This window comes from Noviherbaspirillum soli, assembly GCF_015352955.1.
In the GTDB taxonomy this organism is placed as follows: domain Bacteria; phylum Pseudomonadota; class Gammaproteobacteria; order Burkholderiales; family Burkholderiaceae_D; genus Noviherbaspirillum_A; species Noviherbaspirillum_A soli.
Genome location: NZ_JACYOX010000001.1, coordinates 141558 through 164154 on the forward strand (window position 1 = coordinate 141558; position 22597 = coordinate 164154).

Annotated in this window: 17 protein-coding genes; 8 read left to right on the top strand and 9 right to left on the bottom strand. The window is 67.3% G+C overall.

All coding sequences use genetic code 11. The annotated features are described in order from the left end of the window. Nucleotides 1-3: 3 nt before the first annotated feature. On the top strand, nucleotides 4-1005 hold the full coding sequence (locus tag IGW04_RS00660) for a tripartite tricarboxylate transporter substrate binding protein (RefSeq protein ID WP_194711085.1): 1002 nt from the start codon (nucleotides 4-6) through the stop codon (nucleotides 1003-1005). 157 nt (nucleotides 1006-1162) lie between these two features. Here the strand turns inward: IGW04_RS00660 and IGW04_RS00665 are convergent, their stop codons facing one another. Further along, nucleotides 1163-3832: a bifunctional diguanylate cyclase/phosphodiesterase gene (locus IGW04_RS00665; protein WP_194711086.1), complete on the bottom strand. Its 2670-nt coding sequence runs from the start codon at nucleotides 3830-3832 to the stop codon at nucleotides 1163-1165. Nucleotides 3833-4050: 218 nt separating this feature from the next. On the opposite strand from IGW04_RS00665, the gene IGW04_RS00670 reads away from it, so the two are divergent. Together IGW04_RS00670 and IGW04_RS00675 are read left to right on the top strand one after the other, a co-directional pair. Then, a complete protein-coding gene (locus IGW04_RS00670; protein ID WP_194711087.1) occupies nucleotides 4051-4488 on the top strand; it encodes a universal stress protein in 438 nt (145 codons plus the stop codon). After that, on the top strand, nucleotides 4485-4895 hold the full coding sequence (locus IGW04_RS00675; protein ID WP_194711088.1) for a bacteriohemerythrin: 411 nt from the start codon (nucleotides 4485-4487) through the stop codon (nucleotides 4893-4895). The genes IGW04_RS00670 and IGW04_RS00675 overlap by 4 nt, the downstream gene beginning before the upstream one ends. A gap of 55 nt (nucleotides 4896-4950) precedes the next feature. Here IGW04_RS00675 and IGW04_RS00680 read toward each other — a convergent pair whose 3' ends face one another. The 3 genes from IGW04_RS00680 to IGW04_RS00690 all read right to left on the bottom strand — a co-directional run bounded on the left by IGW04_RS00680 (nucleotide 4951) and on the right by IGW04_RS00690 (nucleotide 8518). Then, a complete protein-coding gene (locus IGW04_RS00680; RefSeq protein ID WP_194711089.1) occupies nucleotides 4951-6786 on the bottom strand; it encodes a Mur ligase family protein in 1836 nt (611 codons plus the stop codon). Nucleotides 6787-6822: 36 nt separating this feature from the next. Further along, the gene (locus IGW04_RS00685) at nucleotides 6823-7692 is read right to left on the bottom strand and encodes an isoaspartyl peptidase/L-asparaginase (protein WP_228526724.1); all 870 of its coding nucleotides are present in this window, start codon (nucleotides 7690-7692) and stop codon (nucleotides 6823-6825) included. Nucleotides 7693-8062: 370 nt separating this feature from the next. Further along, the gene (locus tag IGW04_RS00690; RefSeq protein ID WP_194711090.1) at nucleotides 8063-8518 is read right to left on the bottom strand and encodes a hypothetical protein; all 456 of its coding nucleotides are present in this window, start codon (nucleotides 8516-8518) and stop codon (nucleotides 8063-8065) included. 359 nt (nucleotides 8519-8877) lie between these two features. On the opposite strand from IGW04_RS00690, the gene IGW04_RS00695 reads away from it, so the two are divergent. Beyond that, the gene (locus IGW04_RS00695) at nucleotides 8878-9210 is read left to right on the top strand and encodes a KGG domain-containing protein (protein ID WP_194711091.1); all 333 of its coding nucleotides are present in this window, start codon (nucleotides 8878-8880) and stop codon (nucleotides 9208-9210) included. Nucleotides 9211-9304: 94 nt separating this feature from the next. Here IGW04_RS00695 and IGW04_RS00700 read toward each other — a convergent pair whose 3' ends face one another. Beyond that, entirely contained in the window at nucleotides 9305-9856 is a 552-nt protein-coding gene (locus IGW04_RS00700; RefSeq protein WP_194711092.1) for an ATP-dependent Clp protease proteolytic subunit, read from the bottom strand. A gap of 247 nt (nucleotides 9857-10103) precedes the next feature. On the opposite strand from IGW04_RS00700, the gene IGW04_RS00705 reads away from it, so the two are divergent. Beyond that, on the top strand, nucleotides 10104-10472 hold the full coding sequence (locus tag IGW04_RS00705) for a DUF423 domain-containing protein (RefSeq protein ID WP_194711093.1): 369 nt from the start codon (nucleotides 10104-10106) through the stop codon (nucleotides 10470-10472). A 34-nt stretch (nucleotides 10473-10506) separates the two neighbouring features. On the opposite strand, the gene IGW04_RS00710 is transcribed toward IGW04_RS00705, so the two are convergent. From IGW04_RS00710 to IGW04_RS00720, 3 genes are read right to left on the bottom strand one after another with little or no spacing between them, the layout of a single operon-like run. Continuing rightward, nucleotides 10507-13344 (bottom strand): Hsp70 family protein, encoded by a 2838-nt coding sequence (locus tag IGW04_RS00710; RefSeq protein ID WP_194711094.1) that lies wholly within the window; start codon nucleotides 13342-13344, stop codon nucleotides 10507-10509. 2 nt (nucleotides 13345-13346) lie between these two features. Beyond that, a complete protein-coding gene (locus IGW04_RS00715) occupies nucleotides 13347-15203 on the bottom strand; it encodes an Hsp70 family protein (RefSeq protein ID WP_194711095.1) in 1857 nt (618 codons plus the stop codon). After that, the gene (locus IGW04_RS00720; protein ID WP_194711096.1) at nucleotides 15200-15787 is read right to left on the bottom strand and encodes a DUF2760 domain-containing protein; all 588 of its coding nucleotides are present in this window, start codon (nucleotides 15785-15787) and stop codon (nucleotides 15200-15202) included. The genes IGW04_RS00715 and IGW04_RS00720 overlap by 4 nt, the downstream gene beginning before the upstream one ends. A gap of 219 nt (nucleotides 15788-16006) precedes the next feature. Here IGW04_RS00720 and IGW04_RS00725 point away from each other — a divergent pair, with 219 nt between their 5' ends. The 3 genes from IGW04_RS00725 (at nucleotide 16007) to IGW04_RS00735 (ending at nucleotide 19818) form a co-directional block, all read left to right on the top strand. After that, nucleotides 16007-16936, top strand: coding sequence for a LysR family transcriptional regulator (locus tag IGW04_RS00725; RefSeq protein ID WP_194711097.1), 930 nt, complete (start codon nucleotides 16007-16009; stop codon nucleotides 16934-16936). Between the two features lie 143 nt (nucleotides 16937-17079). Further along, the gene (locus tag IGW04_RS00730; protein WP_194711098.1) at nucleotides 17080-18774 is read left to right on the top strand and encodes a thiamine pyrophosphate-binding protein; all 1695 of its coding nucleotides are present in this window, start codon (nucleotides 17080-17082) and stop codon (nucleotides 18772-18774) included. Nucleotides 18775-18837: 63 nt separating this feature from the next. Further along, complete coding sequence (locus tag IGW04_RS00735; RefSeq protein WP_194711099.1) at nucleotides 18838-19818, top strand: 2-hydroxyacid dehydrogenase; 981 nt, start codon at nucleotides 18838-18840, stop codon at nucleotides 19816-19818. Between the two features lie 54 nt (nucleotides 19819-19872). On the opposite strand, the gene IGW04_RS00740 is transcribed toward IGW04_RS00735, so the two are convergent. Further along, nucleotides 19873-22449 (bottom strand): sensor domain-containing phosphodiesterase, encoded by a 2577-nt coding sequence (locus IGW04_RS00740; protein WP_194711100.1) that lies wholly within the window; start codon nucleotides 22447-22449, stop codon nucleotides 19873-19875. Between the last annotated feature and the right edge of the window lie 148 nt (nucleotides 22450-22597).

Genomic DNA, 22597 nt, shown 5'->3' on the forward strand with positions numbered 1-22597 from the left:
ACCATGAACCTGCGTCGATCCCTGTTGCGCGGCATTGCCGCCTCCCTGCTGCTTGCCGCCGCGCCCGCCGCGCTGGCGCAAGCCTATCCCTCAAAGATGATCCGTTTCGTCGTGCCGTATCCGGCCGGCGGTCCGCTCGATGCGATCGCCAGGATGATTGCCGAGAAAATGCGCGAGGGCATGGGCCAGCAGGTCATCGTCGACAACAAGCCCGGCGCCGGCGGAAACCTTGGCGCCGACATCGTGGCCAAGTCGGCGCCTGATGGCTACACCATCGTGATGGGCGCGGTGGCAACCCATGCCATCAATCCGACGCTGTTCGCCAAGATGCCCTATGACCCGGTGCGCGACTTCGCGCCCGTGTCGCTGGTGGCCAGCGTGCCCAATGTGCTGGTGATGAACCCGGACATCGCCAGCCGCCACGGCATCGCTTCCGTGACTGACCTGGTGAAATATGCCCGCGCCCATCCGGGCCAGCTCAACTTCGCGTCCGGCGGCAACGGCAGCGCAGGGCATCTGGCCGGCGAACTGCTCAAGTCCATGGCCAAGGTCAGCATGGTGCACATCCCTTATGCCGGCGCGGCGCCTGCCCAGCTGGGCCTGCTCGCCGGCCAGACCGACCTGATGTTCGACAACCTGGCATCGGCCAGCCAGAATATCCGCGCCGGCAAGCTCAAGGCACTCGCGGTCACCACGGCAAGGCGTGCCGAGGCGGTGCCGGATCTGCCGACGATTTCGGAAGCCGGCAAGGCGGAAGGCCTGGGCGGCTTCGATATCAATACCTGGTTCGGCGTGCTGGCGCCGGCCGGCACGCCGGCGCCGGTGGTGGAGCGCCTCAATGCGGAGATCCGCAAGGCGCTGCAGTCGGCCGACGTGCGGGAGCGCATGGCCAAGCTGGGCGCCGAACCGTCGCCCACGTCGCCCGAGCAGTTTGCGGCGCTGATCCAGGCCGAGCTGAAGAAGTATGCGGCAGTGGTCAAGGCATCCGGGGCCAAGGTCGACTAATACCAACCCCAAGCCATAACCTGCCATGAAACGCCGGCTTTTTTCCGCCTGGCTGCGTTGGGATCGTCTTCAATAGCTGGGCTATTGGTCCCTCATCGGCCTTGCCATGCGCAAAAATCCATCCGTTTCATCTGGCAGGTCATGATCGGGATTGCTATCAGGCGCCGTCCGCGACGGGATGGATGCCTGCCTGCGTGAAGGCGCCGCGCATCAGTGCCTCCATCGCCTCCGGCGGCAATGGCCGGGAAATGTAATAGCCTTGCACCTCGTCACAGGCAAGCTCGCGCAGCAGGCGCAGCTCCTCCTCGGTTTCCACGCCCTCGGCCACCACGCTCATGTCGAGCACATGGGCCATCGACACGATGGCGCGGAAAAAGGCAATGCCCTGCGCGCCGGCACTCAGCTGCGATGTGAATGCGCGGTCGACCTTGAGCACGTCGAGGTCGAGCTGCTGCAGTTGCGACAGCGATGAATAGCCGGTGCCGAAATCATCCACCAGCAGCCGCACGCCCAGCGCCTTGATCGCGGCCAGCTGCTCCGCCACCGGGCGGTCGGTGGCCAGCATGCAGGACTCGGTCAGCTCCACTTCCAGCAGCGCCGCTTCGATCCGGTGCCGTGCCATGCAGTCGGCCAGCATCGCCGCCACGTCGCCCTGGTTGAACTGCTGGGCCGAGACATTGATCGACACCGGCACCGGCGGCAGACCCCGCCGTTGCCATGCGCCCAGTTGGGCGCACACCTTGTCGGCCACCTGCTCGCCCAGCGTCAGGATCAGCCCCATGGACTCGGCCACCGGGATGAACTCCAGCGGCGGCACCATGCCGCGCTGCGGATGCGCCCAGCGCACCAGCGCTTCCATGCTGCGCAGCGCGCCGGTGAAAGTGTCGACGCGCGGCTGGTAATGCACCACGAACTGGTCGCCCTCGATCGCATCGCGCAGCGCCTGCTCCAAGGCCAGCCGTTGCACCAGGCTGGCGGACAGGTCCGCATGATAAAACCGGAACTGCCCCTTGCCGCTGGCCTTGACGTCATACATCGCAATGTCGGCATGCTTGATCAGCGTCTCGGCGTCCTCGCCGTCGGCGGGATACATGCTGATGCCGATCGACGCATGCACCGCGTGCCGGCTGCCATCGGCGAGCACGAAAGGCGTCGCCAGCGCCTCCACCACCCGCGCGGTGATGGCTTCGGCCTGTTCGGCGCTGCCGATCTGCTCCAGTATCACAGTGAATTCGTCGCCGCCCAGGCGCACGCCATGGTCGCCGGGACGCAGCGCGCCGCGCAGCCGCAGCGCCGTCATGCGCAGCAGCTGGTCGCCGGCCGCATGGCCCAGGGTATTGTTGATGTTCTTGAAGTCATCGAGGTCGAAGAACAGCAGGGCCAGCATGCCGCCGCTGGCCTGTGCCCTTGCCAGCATCTGCGGCATGGTCTGCATCAGCCAGTGCCGGTTGTGCAGCGTGGTCAGCGCATCCTCATTGGCCATGCGGGCCAGCTGCTCGGCATGCGCGCGCACGTCGGAGATGTCGCGCACCGTCATTGCCAGCGCATCCCCGGACCGGACCAGCCTGCGGTGCAGCCACAATGGCCGGTCGCGCCCGACGGCGCTGAGCTGGAATTCATCCTCGTGGAAATCGTTATCCATCGCATGGCGGAAGATGCGCATGACTTTGTTCAGCGCAGCGCCACGGTATAGGTCGCTGAAGGACTTGCCCATCAATCCGGCGCGCGCATAGCCGACAAAGGCCGCGCCGCGCTCGTTGCAGTCCTCGACCTGGAAGTCGATGATCTTGCCCTGGCCATTGGTCTGGCTGCGCACCATGAAGAAGCCCTCGCGGGCGCCGTCGGTCGCCAGCCGGTAGGTGTCCTTGATGCGCGCCTCGCGCTGCGCATGGGCGGCGGCGCGCAGGCAAGCCAGGGCGCCTGCGAAGCCCGCGACGATCAGCACCATGGTCAGCGTCGTCGCATAGCGCCGGTCGGTCCGCGCGGCTTCCTCGGCAGCGATGTAGATCTTGCTGGTGGCAAGGCCGGCGGTCGCCACCAGCGGGTAATCCGCAAGCCGCTGCCATGCCAGGATGCGCGCCGCGCCATCGGTGAACTGGCTGCCATTGACAGGCTGCACCCCGGACTCGCCTTGCGGCCTCGGCGCAGAAGCCAACAGCGCGTTGCCTGCCGGCGCGCTGTCGCTTGTCCTGGCGGCGACGAGGGCGCCGTCGGTGCGGTGCAGCGCGATGAGATCCTGGCCGCTCATGCTGGACTGGCCAAAGAAGGACAGCAGGACGGTGGGTTCGACCGCTACCAGAATGACACCATCGAAGTCGCCGCTGCGGTCGCGCAGCACCCGGCTGAAGGCAATCACCGGACGCCCGAACGAGCGGCTGATATAGGGCTGGCTGATGAACAGGCCTGTCTCGGCACTGCCCTGATGGGCTTTGAAGTATTCCCGGTCGGCCACGCTTTGCCGAGAAGGATTGGGCATGGTGCTCGACAGGGTGCGGCCGTTACGGTCGAACACGACCACGTAGAGCCGGGAGGAGGGCGGATACAAGCCATGGCTGGCCTGGTCTTCCAGCGAGGGACGCTGGCCTGTGTTTTCCCAGTAGTACTTCAGCGTCAACGTGATCTGGTTGATTTCGCTGACGGTGCGCTGCAATTGCTCGGCATAGGAACGCGCGAGCGCTTGCGCATGTTGGGTCGCCCCAGCTTCGGCCAGGCTGCGCTCACGCACGGCCTTGGCGCTGACAGTGATCCATGTCAGCGCAACGAGCACGGCGCACAGCACGGGCAAGGCGATTGCCAGGCGCGGCAATCTGTCGATCTGTGTCTTCAAGGTAAAAGGATCTCCGGCCAGGCCAGCACAACTTGCGCTTGGCATGACCAACAATGTCGGGATTGCTGTGTTGCATCAGCCTGGAGCGCATTATTGCATCGTCGCGGCGTGGCAAACAGCACTCGGCGGTTTTTGATGTAGCGCAAGGGAAAGCGTCAGGCGGGGTTCTAGCATGGGCTGGCTTTAATGACAACCTGAAATGACCAGAGGAGAGTGCCATGTTCAAACATCTGCTGGTGCCTACGGACGGCTCGCCGCTGTCTGCCAAGGCTGTGCAGGCGGCCGTCGGTTTCGCCAAGGAGGCCGGTGCCCGCATCACCACGGTGTCGGTGGCGGAACCGTTTCCGTATTCCGCCCTGTCCGAGTCCGCCTTTCTGCCCGACCAGACACGGTACGAAAAGCAGATGCAGGACCAGGCGCGCCGTCATGTGGATGAGGTGGCCGAAGCGGCCCGCGACGCGGGCGTGCCGTGTGATACCCGGGTGGCGCTGTCGTTCAGTCCTTACGAGGAAATCGTGCGCCTGGCCGACGAACTTGGGTGTGACGCGATCTTCATGGCTTCCCATGGCCGCAAGGGCGTCAACCGGCTGTTCGTGGGTAGCGAAACCCAGAAAGTGCTGGCGCACAGCACCTTGCCAGTGATGGTGTTCCGATGACTGCGGCGACTTCCAGCAAAGGCCATTGGGCGCCACGCCTGACCCTGGGGCTGCCGGCGGTGGATACCGCCCACCGCGACCTGCTCAACGAACTGGCCAGGCTCGCCGACATGGCCGATGCCGAATTCCCGGAAAGCTATGCGCGGTTCGTCGCCCAGGTGGAGAAGGACTTCCGCGAGGAAGAAGACCTGATGGAAGCCAGCAACTTCTCCGGCCTGCCCAGCCATCGCGAACAGCATGCCAGGGTGCTGGGCGGACTGCACCATGTGGCCCGTCAGGTCATGGCGGGGGACCTCGCACCGGGGCGGGAAGTGGTCGCGCTGATGCCCGGCTGGTTCCTGCTTCATATCGAAACCATGGATAGCACAATGGCGCTTTGGACGCAGGGCGAGCAGGCGAGCGTCTGATCACTCTGCCGCGTTGCGCCTGGTTGGCAATAGGCTGCGCCCTTGCGGGCGCAGCCTATTTCACTTGCCCTGCAACGGTTTGCGCAGCCTCCGGATAAAGCGGACGCAGCACCGCAACCAGGTCATCCAATGACCCGCCGCAGGTAAACACCAGCATGTCGCCCGCCTGGCAACGGGCCAGCATCCGCGCAAGTGCCTGCCTGACATCCGGTTCGGCGTCGCTCCAGCCGGCACCCGCTTGCCGTGCCCCGGCCAGCAGGCGGCTCGCGGTCTCGCCCCGCGGCCGTCCGCGTGGCTCGGCTTCGTAGACCAGCAATTCATCGAAACCCGCGCCGCAGATGCGGCCGATGTCGGCCAGGTCGCAATCGCGGCGGTCGCCCGGCACGGTGATCACGGCCCGCAGCCTTCCGCTGCACAGCGAGCGCGCCATCGTCACGAGGCTGGCACAGGCCGCGCTGTTGTGGGCGTAGTCGACCAGGATGGCGATGCCGCCCGCCTCGAACAGGTTGGCGCGCAGCGGATTGCCGGTCGCGTCCGAGACGAAGCTTGACAGCGCTGCCACCGCCAGTTCCGGCGCACGCCCGGCGCCGATGAGCGCCGCCGTGGCCGCCATGGCATTGGCGACGTTATGCATCGCATGGCCGCCGAGCGCGGCAGGCATGGCCGTGACCTCGATCAGTGAACGGTGCTGCCCGTGGCTGGCCAGCATCATGCGGCCGTCTTTCAGATACACGCCGCGGCCACCCCGCGCCAGATGGCGCAGCAGCACGGGCGCCGCATGATCCATCGAAAAGTAGATCGCCTCGACGCCGCGTCCCAGCCGGGCACGCATCGCCACGCAGTGCGCATCCTCCGCGTTCAGCACGGCCGCCCGGCGCGCCGCACGGGCCACCACCGATTTCACTTCCGCCAGCTCGGCCACGCTGTGCACGCCGTCCATGCCGAGATGATCGGCGCTGACATTGAGCATCACGGCCACATCACAGCGATCGAAACCGAGGCCGCGCTTGAGCAGCCCGCCGCGCGCCGTTTCCAGCACCGCGACCTCGGCTCGCGCGGCTTCCAGCACCATGCGCGCCGACCAGTAACCGGTGCAGTCGCCCTCGTCGACCTGCTGGCCGCCGATGTATATGCCTTCGGTAGTGGCAATGCCCGCGCGCAGCCCGGCGAGCGTGAACGCATGCCCGATCATGCGCGTGGTGGTGGTCTTGCCATTGGTGCCGGCAATGGCAATGACGGGAATGCGGCCGTCGCTGCCAGGTGCAAACAGCGTGCCAAGCAGGGCGCCGGCTGCCTGCCTTGCCGGTTCTGCGGCCATGCGGTCGAGCTCGGTGGCGTCGGCCGCATGAAGCCGCTGCTGCCTGTTTCCCCAGCCAAGCCGGCAAAGCGGTTCCGGCCCCGAGAGCGGCTGCAACGGGATCCGCCGCGCCAGTGCCGCCCTCGCGATGGCCGCCGCGCCGGGTCCTGGCGCATGCTGTTGCGCAAGCAGGCGCAGGCTGGCCAATGCCGCTTCGGCATCGACCGCCTGGCCTTGCAGCAGCATTGCTGTAAGTTGCATCGACTGTTCCAGCGCGCTTTCGGCAAGCGCTTCGATCTGATAGCCCAATGCAAGCCGATAGCGGTGCGGCAAGCCATGCTCCCGGCGTACGGTCCAGAAGCCGGTCGTGCATCCGGCCGCACGCTGCAGGGACTGCGCAAGGGCGCCAGCCAGGTGGACGGCGGTAGCGTGCCGCGCCAGCGCGTGCCCGGCAAGCATTGCCAGCAGCGATGCGGCCGCCGGCGGGAGAGGCGCCGCGGGAGCGCCATCGTCGTGGTCGATCACGGCCATTAGGCAAGGCTGCCGGGCGTAACGGTTCGGGCCGCGCAGGAAGCGCAGTTCGGTCAGATTCATCGGGTCCTGGCGCTGGCGCAGGCAGCGGCGTGGGCATTACTCATGTTCGAGGTAATCGATCGGCATGTCGCGGTTGCTCTTGCTGCCGGCTTCGGTGCGGCTCACGGCGATCAGGCCGATGTCGACTTCTTCCGGAAAGAAATCGATGGCACGGCTCAGCGCCTTTTTCAGCGGCATGCCTTCGGCGATCCAGCTGTAGACGGTATGGGCCAGCAGGTGCCGCACGATCTGTTCGCCGATGCCGGTGGCCGCCACCGCGCCGTGCGGCCCGGCGTAGAAGCCGCTGCCGATGATGGGCGTGTCGCCGACCCGCCCAAGCAATGCCGGTGCGGTGCCGCCGGTGGAGCCGGCAACGGCGAAGTGGCCCTGGGCATCGCGCGCGACTGCGCCCACGGTGTCCCCGCCCTGGGGCGTCGGGTAGTTCCAGTATTTGCTGAATGCCTGGCTGTCGACGCCGGGCAGGGCAGGGCTGCCAGTGGCCATGCGTTCCTTCAGTTCCTGATAACGCTGGCGCGCATGCCCGCTGATCACATGCGGCTGCTGCAGGCCGACCCGCGCCGCGAAATGGTGCGCGCCTTCACCGGCCAGCAGCCAGTGCGGTGTTTCCGCCACCGAACGCGCTACCCGCACCGGGTTCCTGATTCCCCGCAGGCAGGCCACTGCCCCCAGGCGGCCGCGGGTATCCATCACCGCCGCGTCCATTTCGACCGTCGCGCCATCGAGGCCCAGCACCGAGCCGCTGCCGGCGTTGAAGCGGCCGTCGTCCTCCATCGTCACCACGGCGGCGATGGCGCCGTCCATTGCATCGCCGCTACGCATTGCCGCCATGGCGGCGTGGGCGGCGCGCACGCAACCATCCGCATAAAGGCTGGGCGCCCCAGCGCCGCCATGCACGATTACTGCCATCCTTCCCGCATGCCCGTTCATCATTCGTCTTTCTGGTCAAGGCATCGATTCTGGCGCATGGGGAACACTGTGTCTGTGCGATGGTTGACATAGCGGGCAAAGCTCGGTCGCCGTGTAGCCGCCATGTGCATCAACATTAAAAATGCAACTATCGAAGGAAACCTTCTAAAAACATAGAAGCACAAAACCGCCAGCAGCAATCTAACCCACCACAACCACCCGCCATCAAGAGAGGGCCGTGGCAAGTCTGCCAGACACGATGCGTATCTTCAGCGGGGCACGGTGAGCGGTTTTCACGGGTGCCGGCAGGGCATACCCGGCGCAGGCTGTGCGGCCTGACCGGAATACCCTCCCGTTACCGCAAGCCCAATCAGCGCATCGTCCCGCCGGTGGGGCCGCCGCCCATGCCGCCCGAACCTGCCGCACTGGAAGCGCCGCTGCCGCCGGCCGAACCGGCCGTGCCCGAGGATTTGTTGCCGATGCCCAGCTGGCGGCTATTCCCGCTTTCCATGCCGGCCGCGCCCTGGCCGACACCGGTGGCGCCGGAACTGGAGGTGCCGGATGCGCCGGACATGCGGTCGCTGCCGTTGGTCGCGCCAGGCGTGCCGGAGGCGCTGTGCTGACGGCTGACCGAAGGTGTGCTGTCATGCCGGCTGGTGCCTTTCGGGCCGCGTTTTTCCGTCGTCGCCGCGCCATCCACCAGGCCCTTGCCAGGCGCCTCGCTGGCGTGGCCGGATGAATGGGTATCGTGGCCGCCTTGCTGGGCATGGGCGGTTCCTGCAGCCAGCAGGGCAGTCAACAGCGTGGTGATGAGTTTGCTTTTCATGTGTGCTCCTAATGGAAAAGGGGCGCAAGGCGATGATCGCTGCGCATGCGGATTAGAAATTGGCAGCAGGCGGAGTTCAATCAACCGGCGTGCGAGGACTGTTCGGACAAGCTTTGGCTGTTTTCGCCGCGCTGCCACCGCGCGAAATGTGCATGGTGAGCCGTGGTTTCCCCGAATCCATGCACGGCGCAAGGTCGACAGTTGGGTATGCATTTCTGACAAGAGAGTCATCCTTCGTCCTATACAGCGATACACGGCCGTTCATTAGGATGAGCCAGTGCCGATGCCGTCACTGTCGATATAGCCAGTGAAGCGGGCAGTGCATCTGACTTTCGTTGACTCTTCCAGAAAGGAACATCATGGCTTCCAACAAGCAAGACTCCAAGCAGGGCAATCAGGGTGGCAAGCAGGGCGACCGCACCAGCATGCGCGGCTTTGCATCGATGGACCCGAACCAGCAGCGGGCCATCGCCAGCGAAGGCGGACGGGCAGCGCACCGCAGCGGCAATGCGCATGAATTCACTTCGGAAGAGGCGCGCCGTGCCGGCAGCATGAGCCACAAGAACAGCCGCAAGAACAGCGGCAACCAAGGAAGCGCCGCCGCCGGCAACGAGGGCGGCGGCTCGACCCGTGGCGGCAGCAGCGAGCAGCATGCCGAGGCTGGCCGGCAAAGCCACAAGAACCAGAAGTAGGGAAGGCTGGAAATGAGGAAAGAGGCGGATGCGGGCGCATCCGCCTCTTTCCTTTTGTGCCTGTGATGTTTGCTTGAACTGCTGAGGCCCGGCTTCAGATATTGCACAGCCTCGCGCCGGGGCGCGGGCTGAAGTCGCGGATTTCATCGACCAGGCCGGCGGCGAGCGCATCGCGGGCGGTGAGGTGCAGATCGGTATGGGCGTGGACCTGGAGCTGGGCCGGGGTGAGCTTGAGAAACCGGCGCATTACCGATTCGGTGCGGCTGTCATCGGCGCGCAAGCCCTCCACCACCACGGCAAGTTCGTCGGCAGCGATGCCCGAATGCGGCGATGCATGCGACTTGTGGATCATGAAGCGGGCCGTTTCCGATGCATAACGCCGCTCGCCGGCCAGGAACAGCGTCACGGCAATCGACGCCACCACGCCGGCGTTGTACGTGATGAAGCGCACCGGCGATGCCGACAGCACGTTATAGAGACAGATGCCGTCGCTGATATAGCCGCCGTGGGAATGCACCAGCAGATGCGCGGTGGTCACCCCATCCTGCGCCATCTGGGCCAGCGCATCGAAGACGCGCCGCACCATGGAATCGTTCACATCGCCCGACAGGGTGTACCAGGCCTCATTGCCTGCGTCTTGGGTCATCCGCTTCCTCCTCGTCATCCGGCGCTGCAATACGCCATGCTGGTCAGAGTGCGCCGCGGCCGATTTGTTCAGCGGCGACCCGGCCAGCGCAAGGGCCCGCCTGCCGGGAGGCGTTCGCAGCAAGCCATCACGTTGCGTCTGCCGAGCCGGTTGGTCCTGGCGGTACTGGCAGCATGTTCCTGGCCTGGCTGCGCTGTCCTGCCCGCCCAGCCAGGAACATTTCTCCCGACGCTCTTATAATGCCCGGATGGAAAAATTCTTTTTTGTGTGCGGCGCCGTATCGGCATTCATCGGCGTGGCCGCCGGCGCATTCGGCGCGCATGGCCTGAAGCAGCGGCTGGATGCCGACATGATGGCCGTGTTCGAAGTCGGCGTGCGCTACCAGATGTACCACGCGTTCGCGCTGATCGCCACCGCCTGGGCAATCAGCCGCTGGCCCGGCAGCCTGGCCAGCAGCGCCGGCTATCTGTTCATCGCTGGCACCGTGGTGTTTTCCGGCAGCCTTTATCTGCTCAGCCTGTCGGGCATACGCTGGCTGGGCGCCATCACGCCGCTGGGCGGACTGGCCTGGCTGGCCGCCTGGGCCTGCCTGGCCTGGGCTGTGCTCAAAGGCTGAAAACCCGCCGGCCGGGCGGTTGCCCAAGACATTCTCACTGCAGCAGCTTCAGCCCTGGCGGCAGGGTGTCGCCCAGCATCCGGCGTTCGTCGGCTTCTTCGAGTTCCACCACTTCCAGCACCATCGCGCTCCAGGCCGGTGCCGCCTGTGCCATGCGCAGGCGCTCGGCGACCCGCTGGCGCAGCGTGTCCGGCAGGTCGCGGCTGCGGTCGCCCGTCAGGCGGGCAATGTGGGCCGCGGCGAATGCGGCCGGCTCGATGCGGCGCCAGTCCAGCGTGAGCAGCCATTCCAGCCAGGCCGATGCCGCTTCCACCGGCGCGACTTCATGCGCGCTGCCATGCACCGGCACCCGGGCGCCGACCCGGCCCAGGGCCCACAGCATCAGGCGCTGGTCGGGTTGCGCCTGCAACTGTTCCAGCAGCCAGTCGCCAATCTCGACCTTGTAGGCGCCGGGAATGCGTTCCAGCGACGCCGCCAGCCGCAGCATGTCGTCCAGCCCGCCCGGCGTCAGCGTCGGCGGACGGCGCTTGCGCTCCCGTTCATCCGCCTGCACGTTGAAGGCAAAATCCTCCAGCAGCCGCAGCTGCGCCTCGGCCGGCAGCCCGGCCGCCACGCGCCGCCACAGCGTCCACCACTCGGCGCATACCTGGCTGTCGGCGCGGTGCTGCGCGCCTTCCGGGAAAATGGTCCACAGTTGCTCGATGCGCCAGTCGTCGAGCGGATAGCCGATGCCGGGACGCATGCAGTAGCCGGCGAGGTTGAGCCACAGCCGTTCATGGTCGGCCGAGCGGCGCCTGCCGCGCACGCCTTTCCATAGCACGTCGTAGAGCTTGCGCAGCAGCGGCAGGTCCCAGCGTTCGCGGCTGCCGAGGAGCTTTTCCAGCTGCAGGCGCAGTTGCCGGATCTCCTTGGGCGGCAGGTTCTGGCCGCGCTGGATGAAGACGCGCTCGATTCTCTGCACCGCGTCCGCAAATCCGGGCGGCAGCCTGGCTTCGCCTGACTCCGGCCCCGCTTCCACGCCGCGCAGCTGAAACTCCAGCTCCCAGCGCCGCGCCGGATCATGCGCGGCCACGCAAGCCACCTGCAGCGTGCCCAGTTCCGTCAGCATGCTGGCCAGCCGCACTTCCATCTCCTGCTTCCCGCGGCCCTGGTCTGCCGGCAGCACCGCTGCCAGCGGCGGCAGGCGCTGCGCGTCGATGGCCGACAGGTCGACCAGTTCGCCGGCGGTGGCCGCACCCGTGGACGCGGCAAGGTGAAAACGCACCGGCTGGCCCAGGCGCAGGCCAAAAATCCGTTCCTCCAGCAGCAGTTCCGCGCCAGGCTGGCTGCCGCGCGGCAGGATGCAGACGGCCGGCTCGCCACCCTGCTGGCTGCCTTCCAGTGCCAGGAAATAACTGCGGGCGGCGCCGCCGCCGATCTTCTGCGCCTGGCCGCGCCGCGCCAGTCCGTGGGCCACCGCGCCGCGCGCGACGGCCACATCGGGGTCGTCGTTGTGAAGCAGGGTCAATGGCGCGCCGCGCCATGCCTGCAGCACGTCGATCAGCCGCTCCGACAGCGCCGCGGCGCGGAACACGCCGCCGTTGAGCAGCAGCGTGTCGGGCATCGCCGGAGTGTTTTGATCGTCCGCTTCCAGGCCCAGGGCATGCCGCGCATCGGCCGCATGCTGCTGCAGAAAGCCGGCCAGGTGGCGGGTGATGGCTGCATCGCTGGCATAGGGCAAGCCGAATTCCACCAGGCCGCCGCGCCGCGCCCGGCTGTTTTCATCCGCCGCCACGCGCGGGAAAAAGCCGTCCACCAGCAGTTGCCGCACTTCCTCCCGGCCCAGTTCCACCGAACGCGCCGCGCCCACCAGGCGGCTGCCGCCGCCCAGCAGCGTGACCGGCGCCTGCTCCGGTGCGTCCGCCGCGAGCAGCTGTTCCTTGGCCGCGCGGCAGCGCTCCATCAGCTGCGACATGCGGCTGGCCGACAGCTTCTGCGGCGCGCTGCCCGGCTGCGGCGGATGCAGCCGCGACTCCGCCAGATGGGCCAGCACCAGGTCCATGTTGTCGCCGCCCAGCATCAGGTGCTGGCCGACGCCGATGCGGTCCAGCACCGGCTGGCCGTTGTCCATCGCCACCCGGATCAGGCTGAAATCGGTGGTGCCGCCGCCGACGTCGGCCACCAGGATCAGGCGGCTCTGCGCCAGGTCTTCGGCCAGCCGGTCGCGGTGCCGGTGCAGCCAGTCATGCAGCGCCGCCTGCGGTTCCTCCACCAGGTGCAGCCGCGGCAGGCCGGCCAGGCGCGCCGCCTGCACCGTCAGCGCCCGGGCGCCTTCGTCGAAGGAAGCCGGGATGGTCAGCACCACGTCCTGGCGTTCCAGCGGATGCTGCGGGAAATGCGCATTCCAGGCGCTCCTGACATGCGCCAGGTAGCTCGCGCTGGCGTCCAGCGGCGATATCTTCGCCACGTCGTCGGGCGCGCCCCAAGGCAGGATGGGCGCAGTGCGATCCACCGCCGCATGCGACAGCCAGCTCTTGGCGGACGACACCAGCCGCCCCGGCACCTGGGCGCCGAGCCGGCGCGCAAGCTGGCCGATCACCTCCGGCTCGTCGGCCTGGCTCCAGGGCAGGCGCAGCGCGCCCGGCGCAAACTCGCCGGCGGCCGGATGGTAGCGCAGCGAAGGCAGCAGCGGCTCGGCCCGCACCTCGCCCGGCGCCACCAGCTGCTCGATGGCGAACAGCCGTACCGCGTCGTCGCCGGGGGCGGCGTAGGCGACGACGGTGTTGGTGGTGCCGAGATCGATGCCGACGATATAGGCGCTCGCCGGGGCGCGCTGGCGCGGCTCGCCGCCGCCCCGCCTCCCGGCGCCGCGTTCAGGCGCCTGTTTCGCCATGCCTAGTCCGGACGGGCGCCGCGGACGTCGAATTCGACATTCCAGCGGGCGCTGCCGTCGCGCGGCACGGCAGCCAGTTCCAGCGTGCCGGTCTCGCTGACGCGTGCCTGCAGCCGCACCTCAACCACCTGGCCGGGCTGGCGGCCGTCGGCTGGCAGCGTGGCCTGGATCTCGTCGAGTTCCTGCAGCTCGTCCGGCTGCCAGTAGTCGAGCAGGGCGCCGATCTGGTCCTGCCTGCGCACCGTGGAGCCGAAGAAGCGGAAATGCACAGGCTCGCCGACCACCAGGCCGAATTCCTGGTCCAGCACCGCGGCCTCGCTGCCTTCCTCCATGCCGAACGGCGCCACGCACAGCGCCTGGATCGGCGGCTCCATGCCGGGAATGGCCGGCATCGCCGATTCCACCGCCACATAGTAGGCCGCAGCCGTGCCGCCACGGATGCGCACGCCGCGTCCGCGCCGCACATGGCCGTAGTAGGCGGCGCCGCGCGCCACGGCGAGGTCGAGGTCGGCGCCGGCCAGCAGCCGCGCCGCCGGCGCGTTTTCCGCGGCCAGCCAGCTGTTTACCGTGTCCAGCGTGCGCTGGGCCAGCAGCTCGGACTTGAAGATGCCGCCGTTGAACAGCACTGCGGTGGGGTGCAGAAAGCTTGCGCCCGGATGCTGGGGGGCGAAGCCGGCCAGTTCCGCGGTCGCGCCCTGCTGGCGGCCGAGGAAGGCGGCCAGGTGGCGGGTGATCGCCGCATCCTGGGCAAAGGGCAGGCCGATCTGGGTCAGGCCGGCGCGGGTGCGCGAGGCCGGGCGGGCCGACGCGTCCACCTGCGGGAAGAAGCCTTCCAGGATGGTGGCCGCGACTTCCTCGCGCGTGAGTTCGGTGCGGATCGAGCCGCCGATCAGCTTGGCGCCGCGGCTGGGCACCACCACCGGCAGCGATGCCAGCGATGGGTCGGACAGCAGGCTTTCCTTGGCGGCGCGGCAGGCGTGGGTCAGCGAGCGCATCTGCCACGGGTCGAGCTGGGTGCCGGCGGCGGCCAGCTTGCGGGCCACGCCATAGGCCAGGGTCAGGTCCATGTTGTCGCCGCCGAGCAGGATGTGGTCGCCCACCGCCACCCGGTGCAGTTCCAGGTTGCCGTCGCGCTCCAGCACCGCGATCAGCGAAAAGTCGCTGGTGCCGCCGCCGACGTCGACCACCAGGATGATGTCGCCGGTGCGCACTTCCTTGCGCCAGTTGCCGCCGCTGCCCTGTATCCAACTGTAGAGCGCCGCCTGGGGCTCTTCCAGCAGGGTCAGGTGTTCGTAGCCGGCGGCGCGCGCCGCCTCGGCGGTGAGTTCGCGGGCGGCCGGGTCGAACGATGCCGGGATGGTCACCGTCACATCCTGCGCGTCGAACGGCGCGTCGGGATGGGCATGGTTCCAGGCCTGCTTCAGATGGTCGAGATAGCGGATCGACGCTTCCACCGGCGACACCCTGGCCAGGTCGGCCGGCGCATCCACCGGCAGGATGCCGGCGCGCCGGTCCACGCCCGGATGCGAAAGCCAGCTCTTGGCCGACGACACGAGGCGGATCGGCGTGGTCGCTCCGCGGCTGCGGGCGAACTCGCCGACCGCATAGGCCTGGCTGTCGGTCCAGGGCAGCGCCAGCGCGCCGGCCGGCAGTTCGTCCGCATGCGGCAGGTAGAGGAACGAGGGCAGCAGCGGCAATGACTCGACCGAGCCCGGCCCGGTCAGCTGCGGCAGCGCCAGCACGCCGTGGCTGGTCTTTTCGCCATCGGAAGCGGCGCTGTCGACATAGGCCAGCGCGCTATGGGTGGTGCCGAGGTCGATGCCGATGCAGTAGCGCGGCGCGTTCGCGGTGTCGTTCACAGCTCCACCTCCGCCGGCGCCAGCACATGCACGTTGTGGCCGTCGGCCACTTTCGGCAGATGCACGTCGGTGGCGCGCCAGCCGCGATGGCCGACCACGCCATTGAACGGCGCGCTGCCGACCACGTTGCCGGTCAGGCGGATCGCCGAGGCGTCGAAGCCGGGACTGACGGTGATCTGGCTGCCTTCGGTCTCGCGCAATACCGGCTCGATCATGAAATGCTCGCGCAGCACCTTGCGGCAGCCCTCGTGCACCACACGGGCGGCGGCGCCGATATCGGCGTCGGAATAGGCGGACAGGTCTTCGGTGGCGAAATCGATCAGGCGCGCATCGCGCTGCAGCATGCCCAGCAGCTGCAATGCGGCGTCGGGCGAGGCTTCCTTCAGGATGCGCAGCGCCGGCTTCGGCTCGGCCGGTGCGGCAGGCGCAGCAGGCTGCGGCGCTACGTCGTGCTCAGGCAGCTTGTCGATCCGGCCGGCATAGTCGGGATTGCCCACAATCTTGAAAAAGGCGCCGAATGCGAGCGACACACGGCTGAAAAAAGACGGGCGGGAAGGCGCGCCGCCAGGGTTGGGCTTGTTCATTTGCTATTCCTTTGTATCTCGACAAGCGGGGGATTATGTCAGAAGCGCGCCAGATGCGAGTTGATCCGGCGGAAATCGGCGCTGTTGGCTCGCTGTTGAACAATACTCACCAGCGCGTGCGTTGTCGGGCATTTCGTTCTGTGAGAGGCTACATGATAAATTCGCATCGACTTTTTTCCAACTCATCCGTGCCTGCCGCCCGGCCTGCCGCTCAATGCAATGAATTCCGACGATCTCCAGTGCTTCATCGAAGTGGCCGGCTGCGGCAGTCTTTCACGGGCCGCGGTGGCGCTGGGCAGCGACCAGTCCACGGTGAGCCGCCAGATGGCGCGGCTGGAAAGCGCCACCGGCGTGCGGCTGCTGCACCGCAACGGCCGCGGCGTGGCCCTGACCGAAGCCGGCGAAGCGCTCCTGGCCCATGCCCGCCGCATCGCCGCCAGCATAGTTGAAGCGCGCGACGCGGTGCAGGCCTTTTCCGACGCGGGACCGTCGCAGGTCGTGATCGCGGCCCAGCCCACGATTGCCCGCATGAGCTTCGCCGCCGTCGGCCGGGTGGTCAGGCAGCGCTTCCCGCGCACCCGCCTGCGTTTCGTGGAAGGCCTGGGCAGCCACATGCTGAACTGGCTGGCCGACGGCGAAATCGACCTCGCCCTGCTGTATCTGCCATCGCATGCCGGCGCCCTGAAGGTGGACAGGCTGCTGCGCGAACCGCTGCATCTGGTGGCGCCGCCGTCCTTCACCCACATCGGCGCCGACTTCCCGGTGCGGCACCTGGCCGAAGTGCCGCTGATCCTGCCGAGCACCCATCATGGCCTGCGGCTGCTGGCCGAATCGCTGGCGCAGAAGGCGGGCATCCGGCTCGATATCGCGATGGAATGCGACACCTCGACCAATGTCAGCCGGCACCTGGTGGAACAGGGCTATGGCTGCACGCTGTTGCCGCTGGCCGCCGTGGCGGAAGAGACTGCGCAGGGCCGGCTGCGCACCGCGCGCCTGGTGGAACCGGACGTGGTGCGCGACGTCGTGATCGCCAGCGCCCGCAACCGGCCGCCGGTGCCGCATCTGTGGGACATCACCCAGGCGCTGCGGCATGAAATGGCGCAGATCGTCGCCGTCGGCGGCTGGCCGGATGCGTCGCTTGCCGATTGATCCCGACCTCCCGAATCCATGCATGGCAGAAATGCGAAAAATCCCGCGCTTGCGGGTCCTGCATCCATGACAATTCGGCACAGTCGATAAAACATCACGCGCATCCGGCGCGGCAACCCAAATTCACTTGAAGGCGATGGCCCATGAACAACAGCGAATCTTCCCTGAACTCCGGCAATGCCACCCAGGACGCGCAACGCAGCGGCGGCCGCATCCTGGTCGACGCACTGCGCATACACGGCGTGGACCGCCTTTTCTGCGTGCCGGGCGAGAGCTATCTCGACGTGCTAAACGCGCTGCATGACACGCCCGAAATCGACACCATCGTCAGCAAGCATGAGGGCGCGGCATCCAACATGGCCGAAGCCGACGGCAAGCTGACCGGCCGGCCCGGCATCTGCTTCGTCACGCGCGGTCCCGGCGCCACCCATGCCAGCTGCGGCGTGCACATCGCCTTCCAGGACTCGACGCCGATGATCCTGTTCATCGGCCAGGTGGCGCGCGAGCACCGCGGCCGCGAAGCCTTCCAGGAAGTCGACTATGTGCAGATGTTCGGGCCGCTGGCGAAGTGGGTGGCCGAGATCGACGACATCCGCCGCATACCGGAATTCGTGGCCCGCGCCTTCCAGTGCGCCACCTCGGGCCGTCCCGGCCCGGTGGTGCTGGCGCTGCCGGAAGACGTGCTGGACGGCAGCGCCGCGGTGGCCGACGCGCCGGCTTACCGGCCGGTATCGGCTGCCGCCTCGGCCGAGGACGAAGCCGCGCTGGCCGCCGAACTGGCCAAGGCCAGGCGGCCGCTGGTCATCGTTGGCGGCTCGAACTGGAGCGCCCAGGCCGCCGCCGACCTGGCCGAATTCGCCGCCGCCTGGAACCTGCCGGTGGCCTGCGCATTCCGCCGCCAGGACATCATGGACAACCGCAACGGCCAGTACGCCGGCCACATGAGCCTGGGCATCAATCCGCGCCTGGCCGAGCGGGTGCGCCAGGCCGACCTGGTGCTGGCGGTCGGCACCCGGCTGGGCGACATCACCACCGACGGCTACAACCACCTGAGCGTGCCGCAGCCGGCGCAGCGCCTGGTGCATATCCATGCCGACGCCAATGAACTGGGCCGGGTCTACCAGCCTGCGCTGGCGATCAATGCCGGCGTGACGAACGCCGCCGCGATGCTGCGCCGGCTGCGTCCGACCGCGCACCTTGCATGGAATGAATGGACCAGCGCCGCCCGCAGCGACTACCTGGCCTTCACCGAAGTGCCGGCGGTCGATCCGTCCTACCAGGGCGTCGACATGGGGCGCGTGGTCGACATGCTGGACCAGTCGCTGCCCGACGAAGCCATCCTGACCAATGGCGCCGGCAACTACAGCGTCTGGCTGCACCGCTTCTACCGCTACCGCCAGAACCGCACCCAGCTGGCGCCCACCTGCGGCGCGATGGGCTATGGCTTTCCGGCGGCGATCGCGGCCAAGCTGCGCCATCCGGAACGCGACGTGGTCTGCTTCGCCGGCGACGGCTGCTTCCTGATGTATCCGCAGGAGCTGGCAACGGCAGTGCAGTACGGCGCGCCGTGCATCGTCATCGTGGTCAACAACGGCATGTACGGCACGATACGGATGCACCAGGAGAAACGCTTCCCTGGGCGCATCAGCGCCACCGGCATCCACAACCCCGACTTCGTCTCGATGGCGCACGCCTTCGGCGCCTACGGCGAATTGGTGGAGACGGCCGACGCGTTCGAGTCCGCCTTCGCCCGCGCCCGCGCCAGCGGCAAGCCGGCGCTGCTGGAGCTGCGCACCGATCCGCGCCAGATCACGCCCGCGATGCGCCTGAAGGACTGACGCCATCCGTCCAAAGACGATACGCCTGCATAAACACACAACGACACAGACAGGGAACGAGACATGAACACGGAACGAAAACAGGTGCTGGCATTTCGCGCATTGCCGCCGGACCAGCTGGCGCGCATCAGCGCGCTGCATGAGGTCACGGTGGCCGATCCCGGCATTGCGGCGCAGCGTGCCGCCTTCGAGGAAGCGCTGCCGCATGCGCAGGGCATGATCGGCTCGGTCTTCCCGGTGGATGCGGCCATGCTCGCCCGCGCGCCGCGGCTGGAGGTCATCTCCAGCATCTCGGTCGGCGTGGACAACTATGCTTTGCCCGTATTGCATGAGCGCGGCATCGTGCTGTGCCACACGCCCGGCGTGCTGACCGAAACCACCGCCGACACGCTGTTCGCGCTGGTGATGGCGACCAGCCGGCGCCTGGTCGACCTGGCGCAGCTGGTGCGGGAGGGCGGCTGGAAGGGCAATATCGGCGCGGACCTGTTCGGCTGGGACGTGCATGGCAAGACGCTGGGCATCCTGGGCTACGGCCGCATCGGCCAGGCGGTGGCGCGCCGGGGCGCGCTGGGCTTCGGCATGCCGGTGCTGTACCACGCGCGCCGTCCGCATGAACTGCCGGAGCTCGCGGGCCGCGCGCAGCATGCGCCGCTGGAGACCGTGCTGGCGCAGTCCGATATCGTGGTGGTGACATTGCCGCTGTCGAATGAAACCCGCGGCCTGATGGGAGAGCGCCAGTTCGCAACCATGAAGCCAGGCGCGATCTTCATCAACGGCGCGCGCGGCGCCATCGTCGATGAGGACGCCTTGCTCGCAGCGCTGGACAGCGGCCACCTGCGCGCGGCCGGCCTTGACGTGTTCGCCACCGAGCCGCTGCCGCTGGACTCGCCGCTGCGCCGCCATCCCAAGGTCACGCCGCTGCCGCATGTGGGCTCGGGCACGCACGAGACCAGGCATGCGATGGCGGAACTGGCGACAACCAACTTGCTGCGGGCGCTGGCGGGGGAGGAGCCGGTGGCGAGGTATGCGACCGGCGGTGCGTAGAAAACGCCGTGAGCGGCGGGGCTCATCGCATGAGCCCCTTTCATGCAGGCAGCGTCAGGCCACCCGGCGCGCGTGGCCGAACAGGTAGCCCTGGTAGCCATGGCAGCCATGACGCGCGAGGAAGTCGCGCTGCGCCTCGACCTCGACTCCTTCGGCGATCACATCCAGCCCGAGTATCCGGCCCAGCGCCAGTATGGTGCGCACGATCGCGGCATCGTTCGGGTCCACCAGCACGTCCCTGACGAAGGACTGGTCGATCTTGATCTGGTTCAGCGGCAGCCGCTTCAGATAGGACAGCGATGAGTAACCGGTGCCGAAATCATCCAGCGCGAAGCGTATTCCATGGTTTCTCAGGCCGGCCATCTTGGCGATGGTGTCATCCGGATTCTTCACCAGCACGCTCTCCGTGAGTTCGAGCTTGAGCAGGCAGGGATCGGCGCCCGCGGACGCAATCGCGGCCAGCACCTGCTGCATGAATTCCGGATGGCCGAACTGGCCGGCGCTGACATTGACTGAAATCGTCAGATGCGCATGGTCCGGCCGTGCCGACCAGTTGGCCAGCTGCCGGCAGGCGCTTTGCAAAACCCAGCCGCCGATGCCCCTGATGAGCCCGGTTTCTTCGGCCATCGGAATGAAGGCCTGCGGAAAGACCAGGCCATGGCGCGGATGATGCCAACGGATCAGCGCCTCATAGCCAACGGTGCGGCCTGCGCTGTCGACCTGCGGCTGGTAATGCAGCTCGAACTGATGCTGATGCAGTGCCGCGCGCAGATCACGCTCCAGCGCTACCCGCGCATTGATTGCCGATTGCATGTCGGGGTCGAAGAAGCAGGCCGTGTTGCGGCCCATCGCCTTGGCATGGTACATCGCCAGGTCTGCCTGCTTGAGCAATTCATCGACTTCGCTGACGCGCCGGTCGAACAGGGCCACGCCCACGCTGGGCGTGCAGTGATAACCGATGCCATCGAGTTCGAAGCGCGTTGTAAAACCGGCCAGGACCTTGCGCACCACCAGTTCCGCATGGGCGCCGGCCGTCACCGCGTCGCCGGCAATGTCCTCGATCATGATCACGAACTCATCGCCGCCGAGGCGCGCCACGGTGTTGGACTTGCGCACGCAGCCTTCCAGGCGGCGTGCGACTGCTTCCAGCAGCCGGTCGCCCTTGTCGTGTCCCAGCGTGTCATTGAGGCTCTTGAAGTTATCGAGGTCGATGAACAGCAGCGCGCCTATGCGGCCGCTCCGCCTGACGGCATTCAGTGCAAGCCGCAAACGGTCCAGCAGCAGGCGCCGGTTGGGCAGGCGCGTCAGCGGATCATAGAAGGCGAGCTGCTCGATCTGCTGTTCGGCGAGCTTGCTCCTGGTGATGTCGCGCTGGATGGAAACGAAGTGGCTGATGCGGCCGCTGTCATCTGCAATGGGGCTGATGGTCAGGGCCAGCCAGTACTGCTGGCGCTGTTTCCCGTAGTTGATGACTTCGCTGTACACGGGCTCGCCTTGCTGCAGCGCTGCGCGGATACGGTCCAGCTCGGCGCGACTGGTCTCCGGGCCCTGCAGCAGGCGCGGGGAACGGCCCATGATGTCCTGCGCGCTGTAGCCGGTCAGGCGCTCGAATGCGTCGTTGACGAACACCACGCGCGGTCCCGGCTCATCGAGCGGGCTGGCGTCGGTGATCATCACCACCTCATTGACGCGCGACATGCAGGTATGGAAGAGCCTCAATCTTTCCTGGCTTAGCCGATGCTGCGTGATGTCCTGCATGGTGCCCACGATGGTGGCGCCTTCCTTGTCGTCGCACAGCTCCGCCCGCTGCATCACGTAGGTCGTGCCGCCCTGCGCGGTGATGATCCGGTGTTCCAGTTGCATGGGCTTGCGATGGCGCACCATGGCGTGCAGGTGCCGCAGCAAGCGCCGGCGGTCCGGTTCGGGCACCCTGGCCATCAATGCCCTGGCAGCCACGGTGCCGTCCACCTCCGCGCGCAGTCCAAGGATGGAATGGAACTCTTCGGACCCGTGCAGGCGGCCGGTGCCGAGCCGCATTTCCCAGCTGCCTACGCCGGCAATACGCTGCGCCTGCTTCAGATGGTCCGAGAACTGTCTGATTTCCTGGTTCATCCGGCCCAATTCGGCGGCAGTCCGTTCCAGCTCGCGATTGCGCTGGCGCAGTTCGAGCAGCGCCATGATCTGGTCCGCCAGCATGCGCAGCATGCGGATGCGGACTTCATCCAGCGTGCGCGGCACCGTGTCCATCACGGCCAGCGCGCCCAAGGCATAGCCGTTGCGGGAAACCAGCGGACAGCCCGCATAGAAGCGCAGTCCGGGCGGACCGGTGACCAGTGGATTGCCCGCAAACAGCGGGTGGTCTGCCGCATTGGTGACGATGAATGGCTGGCTGCCGCGTATCGTCTGATCGCAGAAGGCAATCGACCTCTCCGTCTGCTTCAATGCGAGTCCAACCGACGACTTGAACCACTGGCGACGCTCATCCAGCAGGGTGATGACGGCGATGGGCGTATCGCACAGGCTGGCGGCGGATTCGGCAATACGGTCGAAGGCTTCTTCGGGGGCGGTATCGAGCACGTCGAGCGAGAGCAGAACTTCAAGTCGACGCCGCTCGTGTTGCTGGATGTCCATAGCCTTTGCGCGAAGGCTCCCATTCCGAGGTATGCCGGTAAGTGTACAACCAGCATTGCCGGATGCAAGCGGCAAAGGCAGGCTGCATGGCGCTGTTGCGGGCAAGCAGGCGCATTGCTCCTGCTCTGCCCTGGATGCAGGCAGGAAT

Coding starts and splice junctions, on each gene's coding strand:
- IGW04_RS00690 (WP_194711090.1), bottom strand. CDS start 8,518: ATGAAAAGCAAACTCATCACCACGCTGTTGACTGCCCTGCTGGCTGCA.
- IGW04_RS00720 (WP_194711096.1), bottom strand. CDS start 15,787: ATGAACAAGCCCAACCCTGGCGGCGCGCCTTCCCGCCCGTCTTTTTTC.
- IGW04_RS00660 (WP_194711085.1), top strand. CDS start 4: ATGAACCTGCGTCGATCCCTGTTGCGCGGCATTGCCGCCTCCCTGCTG.
- IGW04_RS00695 (WP_194711091.1), top strand. CDS start 8,878: ATGGCTTCCAACAAGCAAGACTCCAAGCAGGGCAATCAGGGTGGCAAG.
- IGW04_RS00740 (WP_194711100.1), bottom strand. CDS start 22,449: ATGGACATCCAGCAACACGAGCGGCGTCGACTTGAAGTTCTGCTCTCG.
- IGW04_RS00700 (WP_194711092.1), bottom strand. CDS start 9,856: ATGACCCAAGACGCAGGCAATGAGGCCTGGTACACCCTGTCGGGCGAT.
- IGW04_RS00705 (WP_194711093.1), top strand. CDS start 10,104: ATGGAAAAATTCTTTTTTGTGTGCGGCGCCGTATCGGCATTCATCGGC.
- IGW04_RS00710 (WP_194711094.1), bottom strand. CDS start 13,344: ATGGCGAAACAGGCGCCTGAACGCGGCGCCGGGAGGCGGGGCGGCGGC.
- IGW04_RS00685 (WP_228526724.1), bottom strand. CDS start 7,692: ATGGCAGTAATCGTGCATGGCGGCGCTGGGGCGCCCAGCCTTTATGCG.
- IGW04_RS00680 (WP_194711089.1), bottom strand. CDS start 6,786: ATGAATCTGACCGAACTGCGCTTCCTGCGCGGCCCGAACCGTTACGCC.
- IGW04_RS00735 (WP_194711099.1), top strand. CDS start 18,838: ATGAACACGGAACGAAAACAGGTGCTGGCATTTCGCGCATTGCCGCCG.
- IGW04_RS00675 (WP_194711088.1), top strand. CDS start 4,485: ATGACTGCGGCGACTTCCAGCAAAGGCCATTGGGCGCCACGCCTGACC.
- IGW04_RS00725 (WP_194711097.1), top strand. CDS start 16,007: ATGAATTCCGACGATCTCCAGTGCTTCATCGAAGTGGCCGGCTGCGGC.
- IGW04_RS00730 (WP_194711098.1), top strand. CDS start 17,080: ATGAACAACAGCGAATCTTCCCTGAACTCCGGCAATGCCACCCAGGAC.
- IGW04_RS00670 (WP_194711087.1), top strand. CDS start 4,051: ATGTTCAAACATCTGCTGGTGCCTACGGACGGCTCGCCGCTGTCTGCC.